The sequence below is a fragment of the Streptococcus danieliae genome (assembly GCF_013415245.1).
Lineage (GTDB): Bacteria > Bacillota > Bacilli > Lactobacillales > Streptococcaceae > Streptococcus > Streptococcus danieliae_A.
The window spans coordinates 1-15,803 of record NZ_JACBXX010000140.1 but is presented as its reverse complement, the minus strand read 5'-3'; the positions used below and the strand labels follow the sequence as shown (position 1 = coordinate 15,803).

Here is a 15,803-nt window from a genome sequence, read left to right as displayed (position 1 = left end):
CGTCTATGATAAGTAGCGTAGTCTTTATTTCTAAGAGCTAATCTCAATTCAGTTTCTTGTTGTTTATCTAATTTCAATTTCATACAATCTATTATAATTCAAAATTCGATTTTTATTTAGTATTAGTATTCCTATAGAGGAATCTAAACATCTAAAACTCTGCTATGATTATTTGAATAAAATTATAGAAGATGATGTTGATTTATCAGGATTATCTTGTGCATTTCTTTTAACTTCCTCTAAAAAGTTTAATGATAAAATACGAGAGTTTTTGAAGAAAGCCTTCAAGCCGTTAGTTGATTATATAAATGACCAATTATCTCAAAAAATAATGGAATTAACAGGAGTAAATCAAGCCATGTCTCAAATTACACAAAATATTGAAAATAATTATGGAACAGCTTCTGCGGTTGGGACTGGAACTATATCATCGGTAAATAATGTGTCTGTGACGGATGTTGAAACAGTAAAAAAACTCTGCTCAGATATTTTGAAGGACTTAGCTAGATTAAATATATTTTCAGAGGATGATAAGGAAATTATTATTGATGATATTGAGACGATTCAATCGGAGATATCTTCCGATAGCCCCAAGAAGATAAAGCTCAAGAAAGCTTGGAGCTCAATTCAAGGATTTCTCCCTAAAATCCCAGCAGGGATAGGCGTCGCATTGCAATTGATAGAACTGGGCGAGAAATTATCCCCATTCTTCTTTTAGTGCTGCTATTACCTCTCGGAATGAGAGATATAAAAATCACGGTATATGCCGTGATTTTTATGGTTATAGGATTTGTATTGATTTGGACTGTTGTCTGAGCTGTGGTATAATTAAGGAATGTAACCTTATGGGAAGGAGTGTCGCGATGCAAGATGTCTATGTAATCGGTAGTCGTGGATTGCCGGCCAAATATGGTGGTTTTGAGACCTTTGTGCAAGAATTGGTAACCCGCAAGCAGGATCCTCGTATTGTGTATCATGTTGCTTGCTTGTCGGATGAGGCCTCTTACCAGCATTTTGATTTCCAAGGGACGGATTGCTTCACGATTTGTCCTCCCCAGTTGGGTCCAGCCCGGGTGATTGCCTATGATACCATGGCTCTGCACTATGCCTTGAAGTTGGCGGAAGCGTCGGGGTCTGACAAGCCTGTTTTTTATATTTTAGGTAATACCATGGGACCACTGATTCGTTTCTTTATCAAACGGATTCACCGCTTGGGTGGACGGTTGTTGATTAATCCGGATGGCTTGGAGTGGCGGCGGACCAAGTGGTCCAAGCCCGTGCGCGCCTATCTGAAGCTGGCAGAACGGGTCATGGCCCGGCAGGCTGATTTGGTGGTGGCGGACAACCCCGGGATTGCCTCCTATTTGGATGAGACTTATGGCTCGCTGCCGGTGACAACCATTGCCTATGGGACGGATTTAGAAGCTTCGAATCTGGCAACTGATTCGACGGATTTCCAAGCCTTTTTAAAGGAGTGGGACCTGCTTGCGGGTGACTATTACCTGATTGTGGGACGTTTTGTGGCTGAGAACAACTATGAGACCATGCTTCGGGAATTTATGCAGACAGCCAGTCAGCGGCCCTTGGTATTGGTCTGCAACTACCAGGGTTCGGCCTACTTTGAGAGGCTGCGGCAGCAAACCGGTTTTGACCAGGATCCTCGGATTCGCTTTGTCGGAACAGTTTATGATCCGAATCTACTCAAGAAGATTCGTCAGGAGGCCTATGCCTACCTCCATGGCCATGAAGTTGGCGGAACCAATCCGGGTCTCTTGGAAGCCTTGGCCCAGAGTGATGTGAACTTGGTCTTGGGCGTTGATTTTAACCGCTTGGTGGCTGAGGATACAGCGCTTTACTGGACTAAGGAGCCGGGTGATTTGGTTTCGCTGCTTGAAAAAATTGATACTAAACGACCAAGTCATCTAGGTGAGGAAGCTAAAAAAAGAATGCGTGAGTTCTACTCGTGGGAGAAAATTGTGAAAGACTATGAAGGAGTGTTTAACGCATGACGGTTGCGATCTTGCTGTCAACCTACAATGGGGAGGCTTACTTGGCGGAGATGCTAGATTCGATTCTGGGGCAGACCGTAGAAGATTGGCGTCTCCTGATTCGCGATGATGGATCGAGTGATGGAACCCATGCGATTATCGAAGACTACCAGGCGCGTGATGGACGGATTCGTTGGATTAACCCGGATGTCCAAGAAAACCTTGGTGTGATTCAGAGCTTCTGGACTCTGTTGCAGGCGGAGGAGGCAGAGGCCTATGCCTTTTCTGATCAGGACGATGTCTGGCTTCCCCACAAATTGGCAGTCCAGCTTGAGGCCCTGGCTCAAGTAGATGTTCGCCAACCGGCCTTGGTCTACACAGACCTCAGTGTGGTGGACGCCCAGCTTCAAGTTTTGGCTGCGAGTATGATCCGTAGTCAATCAGACCATGCCAATACAAGTCTGTTGGCAGAATTAACAGAGAATACAGTGACGGGAGGGGTAACCCTGATTAATCAGGCTCTGGCCAGTCTCTGGACAGGGCAGGAGAAACACGCCCTGCTCATGCATGATTGGTACCTGGCTCTATTGGCGGCTAGTCAGGGTCAACTTATTTATCTAGATCAAGTGACCCAGCTCTATCGCCAACATGACCACAATGTTCTGGGGGCACGAACCCTGCGCAAACGGATGGCTAATTGGATTCGTCCCCAGCGTCTCTTCCAAAAGTATTGGACCTTAATCCACGATAGTCAAGAACAGGCTCGCAACCTTCTCGAATTGCCGCTCGAGCCTGAGAACCGGGTGTTGGTGGAGGAATTTGTTACGATTTTGGAGCAGAGACCTGTGGAGCGGATTCGCCGGATTTTTGGCAGGGGCTATCGCAAAAACCGCTGGTTCCATACCCTAGTTTTTCGAACGCTGATTATTACCAAATTATTTTACAAAAGGAGCAATCCATGAATCTGTTTCAACAGAAAAATTGGATCTTGATGAAAGAACTCATCAAGACGGATTTTAAGTTACGCTACCAGGGATCCGCGATTGGTTACCTCTGGTCGATCTTGAAACCCTTCATGATGTTTACCATTATGTATCTGGTCTTTATCCGCTTTTTACGTTTGGGCGGTGATGTGCCCCATTTTGCGGTGGCTCTCTTACTGGCCAATGTGATCTGGTCCTTCTTTTCGGAAGCGACCTCGATGGGCATGGTCTCTATCGTGTCCCGCGGGGATTTGATTCGGAAGTTGAATTTCTCCAAGGAAATCATTGTTCTCTCAGCGGTGGCTGGAGCAGGGATTAATTTCTTGATTAATCTGGCGGTTGTCTTTATTTTTGCCTTGATTAACGGGGTTAGCCTGTCCTGGCAGGTGATTTTGGTCTTGCCAATTTTTCTGGAGCTGCTCTTGTTTGCCTCAGGTCTGGCCTTTCTTTTGTCGACTGTTTTTGTCCGTTTCCGAGATTCGCTACAAATTTGGGAAGTAGTCTTGCAGGCGGGTCTTTACGCCACCCCGATTATCTACCCGATTAGTTTTGTGGCCAATCAGAATGAACTGGCAGCCAAGATCATGATGATGAACCCAATGGCTCAGATGATTCAGGACGCCCGTTATCTCCTGATTGATCCAGCTAATACAACCGTGTGGCAACTGGTCACCAATCCTTTTTTAATCCTAATTCCCTATCTCTTGCCGCTGCTGATTTTTAGTTTTGGCTATGGAATTTTTAGGAAAAATGCTAAGAAGTTTGCGGAGATTTTATAGTGAAAGAGAACAAAATTGCTGTTTCTGTTCAACATGTCAGTAAATATTTCCAACTACCAACAGAAGCAACCAACAGCCTGCGGCTGAGTTTGATCAATCGCCTCCGAGGGATCAAGGGCTATACAGAGCAACATGTCTTAACGGATATCAACTTCGAAGTCGAAAAGGGTGATTTTTTTGGCATTCTCGGGCGGAATGGTTCTGGTAAATCGACACTTCTGAAAATCATTTCGGAAATTTACCAGCCTGAGCAGGGGGAGGTCCGGATTGATGGGAAATTGGTGTCCTTTATTGAGCTCGGTGTTGGCTTTAACCCGGAATTGACCGGCCGTGAAAATGTTTATTTAAACGGAGCCCTGCTTGGTTTTACCCAGGCTCAAATTGATGCCATGTATGATGAGATCGTTGAGTTTGCGGAATTGCGGGATTTTATGAACCAGAAGCTCAAGAACTATTCCAGTGGGATGCAGGTCCGTCTGGCCTTTTCGGTGGCCATTAAGGCGGATAGCGATATCTTGATCCTGGATGAAGTTTTGGCTGTTGGTGATGAAGCCTTTCAACGGAAATGTAATGATTACTTTATGGAACGCAAGCAGTCTGGGAAAACAACCATTCTGGTAACCCATGATATGGGTGCGGTTAAAAAGTTCTGTAATAAGGCGATCTTGATTGAACATGGTTTGGTCAAGGCTTACGGCAATCCAGAGAATGTTGCCAATCAGTATAGCTATGACAATACCGCACCCCTGCAAGCAGAAGAAGCGAGTGAGCCGGCACAAGCAGAAGAGCAAGTGGTTGAGAACTTTCAGCTGGACTTGCTGTCGCCGACTCAGACTAGCCCAGGGGATGAGATCCATTTCCGAATTCAGTATGATCTCAAGGAAGAAATGGAAACCTATATCGCCCTGTCTTTGACCGATATTGATCGGAATATTTGGATTTATAACGATAATTCAATGGATGCCCATCAGGTTTCCTCAGGTCACCAAGAAATTCACTACCGTTGTTCCTTACCGACGGTGAATAATCTCAAAATGAAGTTGGAAGTAACCGTCCGGGATGCAGAAGGGAAAATGTTAGCTTTTTCAGATGCAACCCAAACCCCGATTATCATGGTTCAACGAACAGATATTGCGGCAGATGACCGATCTGCCTTGGATTCTGCAAGTGGCTTGATTCAGCGAAATGGAAACTGGACTTTTGACGAAATGGAGTGACCAATGACACAACCAGTGGTTTCAATTCTTTGCACAGTCTACAATAAGGCTCCCTGGCTTGAGCAGACCCTAGCGAGTTTTGTGGCGCAAGAGAAGAATTTTCCTGTTGAAATTCTCATTGTCGATGATGCCTCCACGGACTCCTCTGGGGACATCATTCAGGCCTTCCAAGCAAAACATCCTGATAATGTTTTGATCTTTTCAAATCCGGTGAATCAAGGAATTGCTAAAACCTGGGTCGAGCTCTGTTCCAAGGCCAAAGGCAAATACATTGCCCGTTGTGATGGGGATGACTTTTGGTTGGATCCCCATAAGCTCCAAAAACAAGTCGACCTGCTAGAGGCGAATCCAGATTCGGCCTGGTCCAATAGCGATTTTGATATTTATGATGAAAGAGGCCAATTTGTCAGCGCTGCTGGCTTTGAGTCTGGGACCATTCCCCTTGCGGATAGCTATGAGAAGATGTTGGCAACCCGAGGTTTTACCATGGCCTCGACCTGGCTAGTCGAGCGGGAGTTGATGCTGGCTGCCAATCAGTGTTTGGATCTAACCACGGCAGATGACACCTTTAATTTGCAGCTGGAGTTGTTTCAACGGACCAAGCTTAGTTATTTACCTGAGGCAACGGTAGCCTATGTTGTGAATACAGGATCGGATTCGCGACCTCGCTCCTATGCAGAGCAGAAAGACCGTTTCGAGAAATTGCTGGCAACGCAAAAAGCTTATGTCAGACGTTACCCGGAGCGAATTTCCGAATCCCTGGTTGATCTCCTCTTGGAACGGGCTAATGCCTTTGAATGGGAGTTGAGTCAGGCTGCGGCAGGCTTGGCGGGAATTGGTTTTGAATCGGTGACAGTCTTTTTCTCAGACGAGTCCTCGGGTTTTAGACCTGAACAAAGCCAATCCTTTGCCTTGAAAGAACAGGGCAATCTCGAAATTGTGCTGCCAGAAAATTGTAGCCGTGTGCGGATTGATCTGTCAGAACGGCCAAGTTTTTATGATAGGGTTGAGGTCCGGTTGTCGGACGGAACCCTCCTTCCCCCTAGCTGGTCCAATGGCCTGTCTTTTGGAGAGGGGTATCTCTTCAAGGATTCAGATCCACAGTTGATTTATGATCTCCCTCAAGAAAAGCAGGGAGACAAGTTAATATTGAGTTACAAAATGAGTCAGATTGACCAGGTTGAAGCAGCCGATTACTTGGTTAAAACCTTGCTGGACCGGTTGCTTTTTAACCAGAAAGAGTTAGAGCAAGTAAGAGAAAACTACCAGCGTCTGGAGATGGAAAATACAATAATGAAAAATTCCCGGCGTTGGAAAATCACCACGAAGGTGATTGATTTGTTTAGGAGAAGAAAATGAAGCGACTGCTTATCTATGTTCATTACAATAAAAATCAGGAAGTAAGTCCCCACGTCCTTTATCAGTTGAAGAAGATGCGGCCGCTTTTTTCACAGGTTTTAGTGGTTAGCAATAGCCCTCTGCCGGAGCAGGGTCTTCAAGATTTGAAGGGCCAGGCCTTGGTTGACCAAGTCTGGGAGCGAGCCAATAGTGGTTTTGACTTTGCAGCTTGGCGGGATGCTATGAAAAACCTGGGTTGGTCCAAGTTAGAGGAGTTCGATTCCCTAACCCTGATGAATGATACTTGTTTCGGTCCCATTTGGGATTTTACACCCCATTTTTTAGGCATGGAAGCTGATGAACAGATTGATTTTTGGGGCTTGACCAACTTTCGAGCGACCAAGGAGTTCCCAGAGCACCTACAAAGCTATTTTTTAACCTTTAAAAAATCCATTTTACAGGACCAAAGCTTCTTTGATTTTTGGCAAAATGTGCAAGATTATGAAAATGTACAAGATGTGATTAATCATTATGAGTCGGGCGTGACGACTTATTTTCTGGAGCGGGGTTTTCAGTACAAGGCCTTGTTTGATACGACTCAGGAAGCGACCGAGGGCATGTTACATCCGGATTTTACCTATTATAATCCTCGGCGAATTCTGGAGGTTGGTTTGCCCTTCCTTAAGGTCAAGGCGCTGGATGCCAATCAGAGCATTGCGCCCTACCTTTTGGATACTATCCAAACCCAAAGTGACTATCCAATAGACCTGATTGTTTATCACATGTCGATGGTTAATCAACCAGACAGCCCCTATCTTTTGGGCCAAAAATACCTGTCAAATCTGCGGGAGTTTCGCCCGTTGAAGGGGCGTGTAGCGATCCATCTCCATGTTTTTTATACGGATCTCTTGCCAGAATTTTTGACCGTTTTTGAGCAGTTTCCCTTTGTCTATGATCTCTTCCTAACAACGGATACCGAGGCCAAGAAGGCAGAGATTTTAGAGAAGACGGGGCAGCAGGATAATCAGGAAGTTTTTGTGACAGGTAATCGCGGGCGTGATTTGTTCCCGATGCTTTTGTTAAAAGAGCGATTGGCAGCTTATGATTATGTAGGCCATTTCCATACCAAAAAGTCTAAAGAAGCTGATTTTTGGGCTGGGGAATCCTGGCGCCGCGAGCTGATTCAGATGTTGGTGGAACCTTCGGCAGCCATCCTCACCCAGTTTGAGAAGCAGCCAAATCTCGGCTTGGTCATCGCCGATATTCCAAGTTTTTTCCGCTACAATCGTATCGTAACAGCTTGGAATGAACACCAAATGGCAGCAGCCATGAATCAATTATGGGAGGATATGGGCCTCTCTAAGACTATTGATTTTGCAAGGATGGATACCTTTGTCATGAGTTATGGTAGCTTTGCTTGGTTCCGCTATGAGGCCTTGAAACCGCTTTTTGAGTTGGATCTTCAGGCAGAGGCTATCCCAGAGGAACCCCTTCCTCAGAACTCCATTCTGCATGCCATGGAACGACTTTTGGTCTACATTGCTTGGAACCAAGGCTATGATTTTCGGATCTCACCTAGTCCAAAAGTGCTAACTCCCTTTATAGATAACAAACTCTTGAATTTGAATGGCGATTTGCATCCACCGACCTTTGTTGATTTTAACTATCTAGGCGGGATCAAGGGAGCGCTTAAGTACATTGTACTTGGTCCGGCCAGGGCGATTAAATACATTCTGAAACGATTGGTGGCTAAATATTCATGAACCAGATTCGAGAATCTTTAAACCGACTTTATTTGGAAGCCAAGAACCTGATTATGGCCAAAAGCAGTATCCTGCTTGAGGATAGCCAAGAGTGTTGGACAAAAGTCCAAGAAAATTGGCGACAGAATCTTTTAGCTTATGCCAAAGAAAAATACGAGTCGATTCAGGCTTGGATCAAGGGGCAAGATTGGGCAGCGCGTGCTTTTGAACTAGCCTATGTCTGCCTGATGTTAGCTTTAACAGTGGTGCTCCTGTCCAATTATTTTCTTGGACAAGATCATAACTTCCTTGGTCTAACGACGGAAGGAGTTCTGCTATTTTACCTGTTTATTGTCCTATTTGCGGGACTCTTAACCCTCCCCTATACAAAGCTCAAGAGTATCTTTCCTCTGTTAATTGGCTATCTGATTTATTTTCCCTTGCTATTTTTATTGGAATGGTCTCGCCAGCTCAATAATCCCAACTTTAAGGTTCAAGACCTGTTTAGGATTCATCCCTTAACCCAAGTGCATTTTTATAGCTTGTCCATCATCCTTGTGGTTGCTTTTGCGCTAAAAATTGTACAACGGGAATTCTATGTATTCAAGAATTTTGAAGAGACCGGTCTCTACCGAGCCCGCCGTTCCGTCTGGACCATGGCTTCCATGGCGCCCTTGATGCTGACAAATTCACTCTTTTTGGAATTTGTAACTGGACCGGTGACCAGTCTGGCGACAGAGAACCAGCTTGGCCCCTATCTAAGTTACATAGCGGGTCAAAGTCTATTGTGGTTTGTGATTGGCTTCCTGCTATTTGCAAGCTACTATAACAGTCTGAGAGAAATTGGTCTGCACCATTTTGGCAGGGCCAATGCTGTGTTCTCAAGCTTGGTTTTTGCTGTGCTGTTTAATCTGCTCTTTCAGGCAGGGGTGGTGCAAGTAGGGGAGGTTGTTGGAAAATATATTTTCCCCATGGCGACGCTTTTCCAAGTCATCACTATTTTTGCCTTTTGTTTAATGGTTTACGTGCTGCTTAATCGTTATCTCTATGCCAGCCTGCTGATTTTGCTGATAGGAAGCGGAGTTGCGATTGTAAATAGTATTAAGAATCAATACCGCCAAGAACCCTTGTTGCCCACTGATTTTATTTGGATTTGGGAACCGCAACTTTTTGTTTCCTTTGTAGATGTTGCCTTATTTTTAACAGTTTTAGTTGTTATTGCCGTTTTGTTCTATGTGGCTTGGAATATTCAAACGATTATGCCAAGTAAACGGATTTTTACAAAATGGGAGCCTAGGCTCGCTTTGTTGGTGGTCTTTTTGGGCTTGGTTCATGTGACAAGCACAACCTTTCAACAGGAGGAAAAAGGAAAAGTTCCCAATAATGTACCGGTTATCAGTGCTCTACACAATTGGGTTGACGTGACCTGGCAGGGGCTGTCTATTAATGCTAGTTATAAATCCCTAGCCTATGTGTGGAGTCGTCAATTAACCCAGGTTGTGATGGAAGCACCGGAAAATTACAGCCAGCAGCAAGTTGAAGCGGTTATTGCCAAGTATCGTCAAAAAGCAGACGCTCTAAACCAAACGCGGGATAAGTCTCTTAAAAATCAAACGGTTATTTATGTACTCAGCGAGAGTTTTGCGGATCCGCGAAGAATTCCAGGAAATGAGATTTCACAAAATCCTATCCCTAATATTCAACAGATAAAGGCGGAGACCACAAGTGGACAGATGCACAGTGATGGTTATGGGGGTGGAACGGCCAATATGGAGTTCCAAAGCTTGACCGGCTTGCCTTTCTATAATTATTCAGGCTCAACTTCAAACCTCTATGTTGAGGTCGTACCAAATATGGCCTATCTTCCATCGATTTCACGCTCATTTGCAGGTCAGGATAGCTATGTGATCCATCCTTCAGGAGCCAATAACTATAACCGAATTAATATTTATAAGGACTTAGGTTTTGAAAATCTCTATTTCACCAGTGATAGTCCAGATACCATTCAGGATAAAACCTTGGAGGGGGTCAATGTTAGTGATCGTGCTGTCTACAATGAAGTTCTGTCCAAAATTCAGCCGGAACGAAATCAGTTTTTCTCTGTCATCACTATGCAAAACCATGTTCCATGGTCGTCAGGCCAGCCAGCTGAGTTAGTGGGCCAAAATCCTTTGTTGAATGATAAACAAAATGCAGATCTAACAAGTTATTCCCGCTTGCTCCGTCATACGGATACAGCCACTAAAGAATTTTTGGAGAAGTTAAAGACCATCGATAAGGAGATCACCGTTGTTTTCTACGGCGATCACCTTCCAGGTTTCTATCCGCTATCTGTTTTTACAGAGCAGCCAAATTTACAATTTGAAACGGATTATTTCATCTGGTCCAATAAAAATAATATTAAAGCGGAGCATCCAATGGTCAATTCAAGTGACTTTGGAGCGGCTCTATTAGAACAAACCAATTCAAAAGTATCTCCCTACTATGCATTGTTGGATGAGGTTTTAAAGGGACGTCAATTAAGTCCTGATGGCCAGTTCAATCGGAGTAGTGAAGCTGAGCAGGACTTGGCGATCATTCAATATGATGTTACGTCAGGAAAGGGATTTAGTTCAAAGACCTCAGCTTTCTTTGAGCTTCCATAGAATGGATGCGATTCATTCATGTTTTAGAGAATAGAGGAGTAAGAATGACAGAAAAAGTTGCGGTCTTATTGCCAGCCTACAATGAGGAACTGACCATTGTAAAGGTAATTGAAGATTTTAAAAAAGCTTTACCGCATGCCGATATCTATGTTTATGACAACAATTCAAGTGATCGGACCAATGAGTTGGCAGCAGCAGCAGGGGCAATCGTACGCTTTGAACCGCGTCAAGGTAAGGGGAATGTCGTACGATCCATGTTTCGCGAAATTGATGCTGACTACTATATCATGGCAGATGCTGACGATACCTATCCTGCTGCAGAAGTGGAAAAATTGCTGGAGCCTTTACGAGCAGGTCTGGCTGATATGACCATTGGTGATCGCCTATCCAATGGGACCTACGAAAAAGAAAATAAACGTGGTTTCCATGGTTTCGGCAATAATCTTGTAAAGGGCTTGATTAATCGTCTATATCGAGGAGATTACAATGACATCATGACTGGCTATAGAGGTTTTAACAAATTATTTGTTAAAACCTTCCCAGTGCTATCTCCAGGCTTTGAAATCGAAACAGAACTATCTATTCATGCTCTGGATAAACGTTTTAAATTGGTTGAAGTCCCAATTACCTATAAGGATCGGCCAGAGGGTAGTGAGTCTAAATTGAGTACCTTTTCAGATGGTTTTAAAGTTTTAAAAATGATCTTTAACCTTTTCAAAGACTACAAACCCTTGGTGTTTTTCAGTCTGCTGACCGTTCTCTTTTTCATGGTTGGTTTATTCGTTGGGATTCCTGTGATTACAGAATTTGCCAATACAGGCTTTATTGATAAACTTCCTTCTGCGGTCTTAGCAACTGGTTTGATGATTTTGGCTGCTTTGTCTTTTGTGGCTGGTTTTATCTTAGATACCGTGGTCAGACAGAACCGCATGCAATATGAATTGAAAGTCTATGATTATTATGCAAGAAGTGAGAAGTAGTCGGAGTCTTGGTTTTCTGAAAAAGATTGGGAATGGATTTCTCAAATACCGGTATCTGATTGCTCTACTATTATTTATTGTGGGTGTTTCCTTCCAGCTTCATGGAAGTTCAATCAGTAACTGGAATAATTATGGAATTAGTGAGACCTCCAATCATACTCGGGGAGTTACGATTAACGACCTGGATGGTGAGGCTGAACACATTGATGTTCAAAAAAATCTATCGGATTGGATTTCACTTCCGCCTCGTTCAGATGGGACGATTGCGGGGGTGCCCCGTATGATTCGTTCGGATGAGTGGCTGGTGCAGACGCCTTTTTACCTGGCTCAGGCCAATAGTGGGAATCCGTTAAACAATCCAAATTATGCCTTATCTGGCCAAAATATGATTGTGGCTTATAATTCTCCAGTTTGGCATATTTCCGTCCTTGGAAAACCGTTTAATTGGGGCTTTCTATTTTTTAGTGCTGCCACTGGTTTGTCCTGGTATTGGTGTTTTAAAATACTAGCTATGCTCTTGTTGGCCTATGAATTTTCGCTGATTTTGACCAAGCAAAATAAATGGCTTTCGAGCATCGGGGCCTTATGGATTACATTTACACCCGCCATTCAATGGTGGTTTATGCAGCACCTAGGGGATGTCGTTTTTTATGCTCTTTTGATGATGGTGAGTATTTACCATTATTTCCATCAGGAGAACAAATGGTTCAAATTGCTGATGGCTAGTTTTTTAGCCAGTGCGATGATTGGTTTTGTGCTCGTGATTTATCCAGCCTTCCAGATTCCGTTTGCCTACTTGGTTGGAGCTTTCTTTTTGATTGAACTTTTGAAGGCGATTCAGGTAAAAAAACTCCAGCTCTTCGATTGGTTGCTGATGGGCCTAACCTTACTGGTAGCTGTCTCTATTACTGGTTATAGCCTTTGGGTTAGTCGGGATGCTCTGACTTTAACGCTTAATACGGTTTATCCAGGTAGTCGGATTAGTGTTGGTGGGGGCTTTGCTTTAGCCCAATTTATTGAGTTTTTGCAAAATGTTGTTTTACCATTCCGTACGCCAAGCTACATGAATCAAGTGGAGTTGGCGACGAGTTTCCAATTTGTTTGGTTTTTTCTATTGGCGATTCCTTTTGTTATCAAAAAGGAGCAGGTCTGGGACAATCTCTTTGGTCTCTTCCTCGTTTTCTTTACAACCTTATTAGCAGTCTATGCTTTTGTGGAGATTCCCGAAATCATTTCCAAGGCTACATTGTTTAGTTTTGTGACGTCCAATCGGGCCTGGCAAGCAGCAGCGGTTAGCGGAGTCTTTGCTAGTATTTGGTTTATTGGCTTGTTGTTTAGAGAAAGAAGCAGGCATTGGCTTTCTTTGCTACTAGGTATGGTACCAGCTCTTGTTCTTTTTGTATGGCTCATTAACAATCAGTCGTTAGATATCCATTATATAAGCCCTAGCGCTTCTTTTATCATTCTAGGCCTCTTTAGCTTGACCTATCTTTTATTTGTTTTTAGAAGAAAAATGGCTCTGCTTCCCTTATTGGGGATGATTCTCGTATCGGGAATGACTGTTAATCCAGTTGTTCAGGGCTTGGATGTAATTGAAAATAAGGCGCTTGCCTTAGAGGTGAAGCAACTAAAAAATGAGCATCCTGCGGCTCTGTGGATGACGGAGAATGGTTATTATTACCAATTACCGCAGATGCTTGGGGCAAAATCTCTGGATGGGGTTCGCTTCTATCCGGATATTGAACTGATGAAAGTTCTCGATCCAGAATCCAAAATGGAGGAGCAGTGGAATCGGTATTCTCACATGCGTTATCTATTGGTAGATGATGCAACAAGTATGGAAAATCCCTCCCCTGATGTCTTAAAAATCAGTTTGGCGGTTGTAGATCTGGAGAAATTACAGGTGAGCTATATTATTAGCAATCGCAACCTTCCCGAATTATTTGGGGAGAATCGTTTCCGACAACTCTATGGGCCTGATTTAGACGGCAATCGGATTTTTGAGGTCATTCATTAAATAGTAAAAAACTCCAAATTTTCGTGCCTCGAGCGTAGAACTTGGAGTTTTTCTGATAAAAACAGGTAAGGACAAACCTATGTACAAATCATCCTCTTTAACAATTGGGAGTTCAAATTTTTATCATTTATGGCAAGAACGGCAGCATTCGAAACCCATCGACCGTCTCATCTGGTTCCTGGAATTCCTAGAAATGCCCGCGGAGTTGACCGATGATCAAGAGGAATTGCAGCGTCTTTTGGCTGCCTTTCATCCTGATTTAGCTCCCCATGATCGCTTTTGGAAGCAGTTGGTCCAGACGATCCAGCAAGCCTTTCCTCAGAATAGCCTGGATCAGGCGGGATTGCGCAATCGCCAAGTACATCAGCTGCGCTACCTGATTTCGACCCAGCAGGCCCAGTATATCCGCAGACATTTTCGAGATCCAGGTATGACCGACCGCCAAGCCCTAGCCCGCTACTTAAAGGGCCGCTTTTATACCCTTTGGGATCGTGGCCGCTTGCATCAGAAACTTTCTTTGGTGGAAGGGAAGAGGAGCTATCCTGACAACCAAGCCAGCGTCAACCTAAAAGTTCTTTACCGGCAGCGGGTTGAGTTTATTTTAGATAGCCAGGGGCGATTTTTGAATATCCTGGATCCAGAAGGAAGCACAGAAGCAGGGATTATCAATGGGGCTAGTTTTAATTATGGTGGTTTTTGCCGCCACAAGGATTTGGATATCGCCCCAATCGGTCGGCACGATCCCCGCTTCCGACGTAAAAAACTAAGAGGCTACCGTTCCCCTAGTAAGAAGCGGTGGGGCTCAGATGACCGTTCTTTTTGGTCTACCCAGGGCCCTTATTCTCAAGCAGGCCGCTCCCTCGCTGGTTTAGTAAAAGACCAAGCGCGTGACTTCCGCCGCTTGGTACGAAAGAGCTAGGGAAAGTATCACCGTATATGATGAAAGATGGTAGTAAGGAATTTCTTCATATCCAGGGATCTCCAAAAATAGTTGCTTATTTCCACCTGGAATGAAGTGTAGATAAGTTAAAGGATAAGGGAGTGAGTCAGCTTACTGTAACGATTTTGCTTGAAGTTATCCAATTTATTTGCGATAATAATAGTCAAACGATTGGACTGGAGGACTGTTAAAATGGCTGTTATGAAACGTGCTAGGATGGATATTATCGTAAAAAATGAACAAGATAGACAAAGAGTTCTATCCATCTTGAATAATACCGATAAACCAAGTCAGTCTGCTATCGATAGATTTACGAAGGCAATGCAAATAAAAGTCGAGGAGAAATTCGTAGCTGGTGGAAGATAATTTACAATTAGTAGACTTGTATTCTTGGATTGGGCCAATAGAATCATTAAATTTTGATTGTGGTGTCGTAAAAATTAATAATGAAGTGAGAAAGCTTTTTAATAAAGAGTATGAAGATCGAAGAGTTTTAGGTTTAGTAAACCAGCTTGGGAATTTATTTGGACTCATTGCATTTTCTCTAGGAACCACCAGCTTAATCCAAAAAGGAGAGCATCCTTTGGAGCGCTATCCTGTTTTAAGTGTAGACCTATTAGCGATCCAAAAAAAGTACCAGAATCAAAGTTATGGATCAAGACTACTTGCTTCCGTCCTTAAGATGGCTCTGACAGTAAATTGCTTGGTTCCGATAAAAGGTATTTATTTAGAAGCTTTGGCGGAAGCTTCTGAGTTTTACGAAAATCGAGGTTTTCAGGAGCTTCATCCTTTTATACCAGGAATGAAATTCCAAAAACTATTTATGAATATAGCATCGGTCGAAAAACTGGGCTTGTATCCATATTTTGATATATTTAATTTAGATTAATTCCCTCCTTTTGTGGAGGTTTTTTGTTTATTCAAAAACGACTAGGGTCGGCAGGTATCAGTCTGTCAAATAAACTCGTTAAGATTTAAGAAGAAAAAACTGTCTGCCCCAAATCTGCCCCAAAAGTTTAGAAAAAAATAGGAAAGTATAGAAAAAGCGTTTGGGACAAAAGTCTCTCTGACTAAAGCAAAAAAGCAACGGTTTAAGAGCCGTTGCTTTTTTGCTTTATGGAGATAGTCTTGATACAATATAATTACGACAAAATACTGAGAAAGGCTATCCCAT

The 15,803-nt window shown here is 43.5% G+C and carries 14 protein-coding genes; 13 read left to right on the top strand and 1 reads right to left on the bottom strand.

Annotated features, from left to right (window positions below; genetic code table 11):
• The first annotated feature begins 172 nt into the window (after positions 1 to 172).
• The 13 genes from HZY94_RS06850 to HZY94_RS06790 all read left to right on the top strand — a co-directional run bounded on the left by HZY94_RS06850 (position 173) and on the right by HZY94_RS06790 (position 15,518).
• Positions 173 to 718, top strand: a complete 546-nt coding sequence (locus HZY94_RS06850) for a hypothetical protein (protein ID WP_228064582.1) — start codon at positions 173 to 175, stop codon at positions 716 to 718.
• A 145-nt stretch (positions 719 to 863) separates the two neighbouring features.
• Positions 864 to 2,009, top strand: coding sequence for a beta 1-4 rhamnosyltransferase Cps2T (gene cps2T, locus HZY94_RS06845; protein WP_179925572.1), 1,146 nt, complete (start codon positions 864 to 866; stop codon positions 2,007 to 2,009).
• Positions 2,006 to 2,950: a glycosyltransferase family 2 protein gene (locus HZY94_RS06840; protein ID WP_179925571.1), complete on the top strand. Its 945-nt coding sequence runs from the start codon at positions 2,006 to 2,008 to the stop codon at positions 2,948 to 2,950. The genes cps2T and HZY94_RS06840 overlap by 4 nt, the downstream gene beginning before the upstream one ends.
• Positions 2,947 to 3,750 (top strand): ABC transporter permease, encoded by an 804-nt coding sequence (locus HZY94_RS06835; protein ID WP_179925570.1) that lies wholly within the window; start codon positions 2,947 to 2,949, stop codon positions 3,748 to 3,750. Before HZY94_RS06840 ends, HZY94_RS06835 begins: the two co-directional genes overlap by 4 nt.
• The gene (locus HZY94_RS06830) at positions 3,750 to 4,967 is read left to right on the top strand and encodes an ABC transporter ATP-binding protein (RefSeq protein WP_179925569.1); all 1,218 of its coding nucleotides are present in this window, start codon (positions 3,750 to 3,752) and stop codon (positions 4,965 to 4,967) included. The genes HZY94_RS06835 and HZY94_RS06830 overlap by 1 nt, the downstream gene beginning before the upstream one ends.
• Positions 4,968 to 4,970: 3 nt before the next feature.
• Positions 4,971 to 6,326: a glycosyltransferase gene (locus HZY94_RS06825; protein ID WP_179925568.1), complete on the top strand. Its 1,356-nt coding sequence runs from the start codon at positions 4,971 to 4,973 to the stop codon at positions 6,324 to 6,326.
• Complete coding sequence (locus HZY94_RS06820) at positions 6,323 to 8,068, top strand: rhamnan synthesis F family protein (RefSeq protein ID WP_179925567.1); 1,746 nt, start codon at positions 6,323 to 6,325, stop codon at positions 8,066 to 8,068. The genes HZY94_RS06825 and HZY94_RS06820 overlap by 4 nt, the downstream gene beginning before the upstream one ends.
• Positions 8,065 to 10,692 carry an LTA synthase family protein gene (locus HZY94_RS06815; protein ID WP_179925566.1) on the top strand — a complete coding sequence of 876 codons (2,628 nt, stop codon included), beginning with the start codon at positions 8,065 to 8,067 and terminating at the stop codon, positions 10,690 to 10,692. The genes HZY94_RS06820 and HZY94_RS06815 overlap by 4 nt, the downstream gene beginning before the upstream one ends.
• A gap of 44 nt (positions 10,693 to 10,736) precedes the next feature.
• A complete protein-coding gene (locus HZY94_RS06810) occupies positions 10,737 to 11,672 on the top strand; it encodes a glycosyltransferase family 2 protein (protein ID WP_179925565.1) in 936 nt (311 codons plus the stop codon).
• Positions 11,644 to 13,689, top strand: coding sequence for a DUF7657 domain-containing protein (locus HZY94_RS06805; RefSeq protein ID WP_228064581.1), 2,046 nt, complete (start codon positions 11,644 to 11,646; stop codon positions 13,687 to 13,689). The genes HZY94_RS06810 and HZY94_RS06805 overlap by 29 nt, the downstream gene beginning before the upstream one ends.
• Before the next feature lie 79 nt (positions 13,690 to 13,768).
• Positions 13,769 to 14,608, top strand: a complete 840-nt coding sequence (locus tag HZY94_RS06800) for a DUF3114 domain-containing protein (RefSeq protein WP_179925564.1) — start codon at positions 13,769 to 13,771, stop codon at positions 14,606 to 14,608.
• Positions 14,609 to 14,821: 213 nt separating this feature from the next.
• Positions 14,822 to 14,995 carry a hypothetical protein gene (locus HZY94_RS06795; protein WP_179925563.1) on the top strand — a complete coding sequence of 58 codons (174 nt, stop codon included), beginning with the start codon at positions 14,822 to 14,824 and terminating at the stop codon, positions 14,993 to 14,995.
• Positions 14,985 to 15,518: a GNAT family N-acetyltransferase gene (locus HZY94_RS06790; RefSeq protein ID WP_179925562.1), complete on the top strand. Its 534-nt coding sequence runs from the start codon at positions 14,985 to 14,987 to the stop codon at positions 15,516 to 15,518. The genes HZY94_RS06795 and HZY94_RS06790 overlap by 11 nt, the downstream gene beginning before the upstream one ends.
• A 65-nt stretch (positions 15,519 to 15,583) precedes the next feature.
• Here the strand turns inward: HZY94_RS06790 and HZY94_RS10385 are convergent.
• The coding region (locus HZY94_RS10385) for a hypothetical protein (RefSeq protein WP_218925733.1) at positions 15,584 to 15,803 on the bottom strand (220 nt) is incomplete at its 5' end.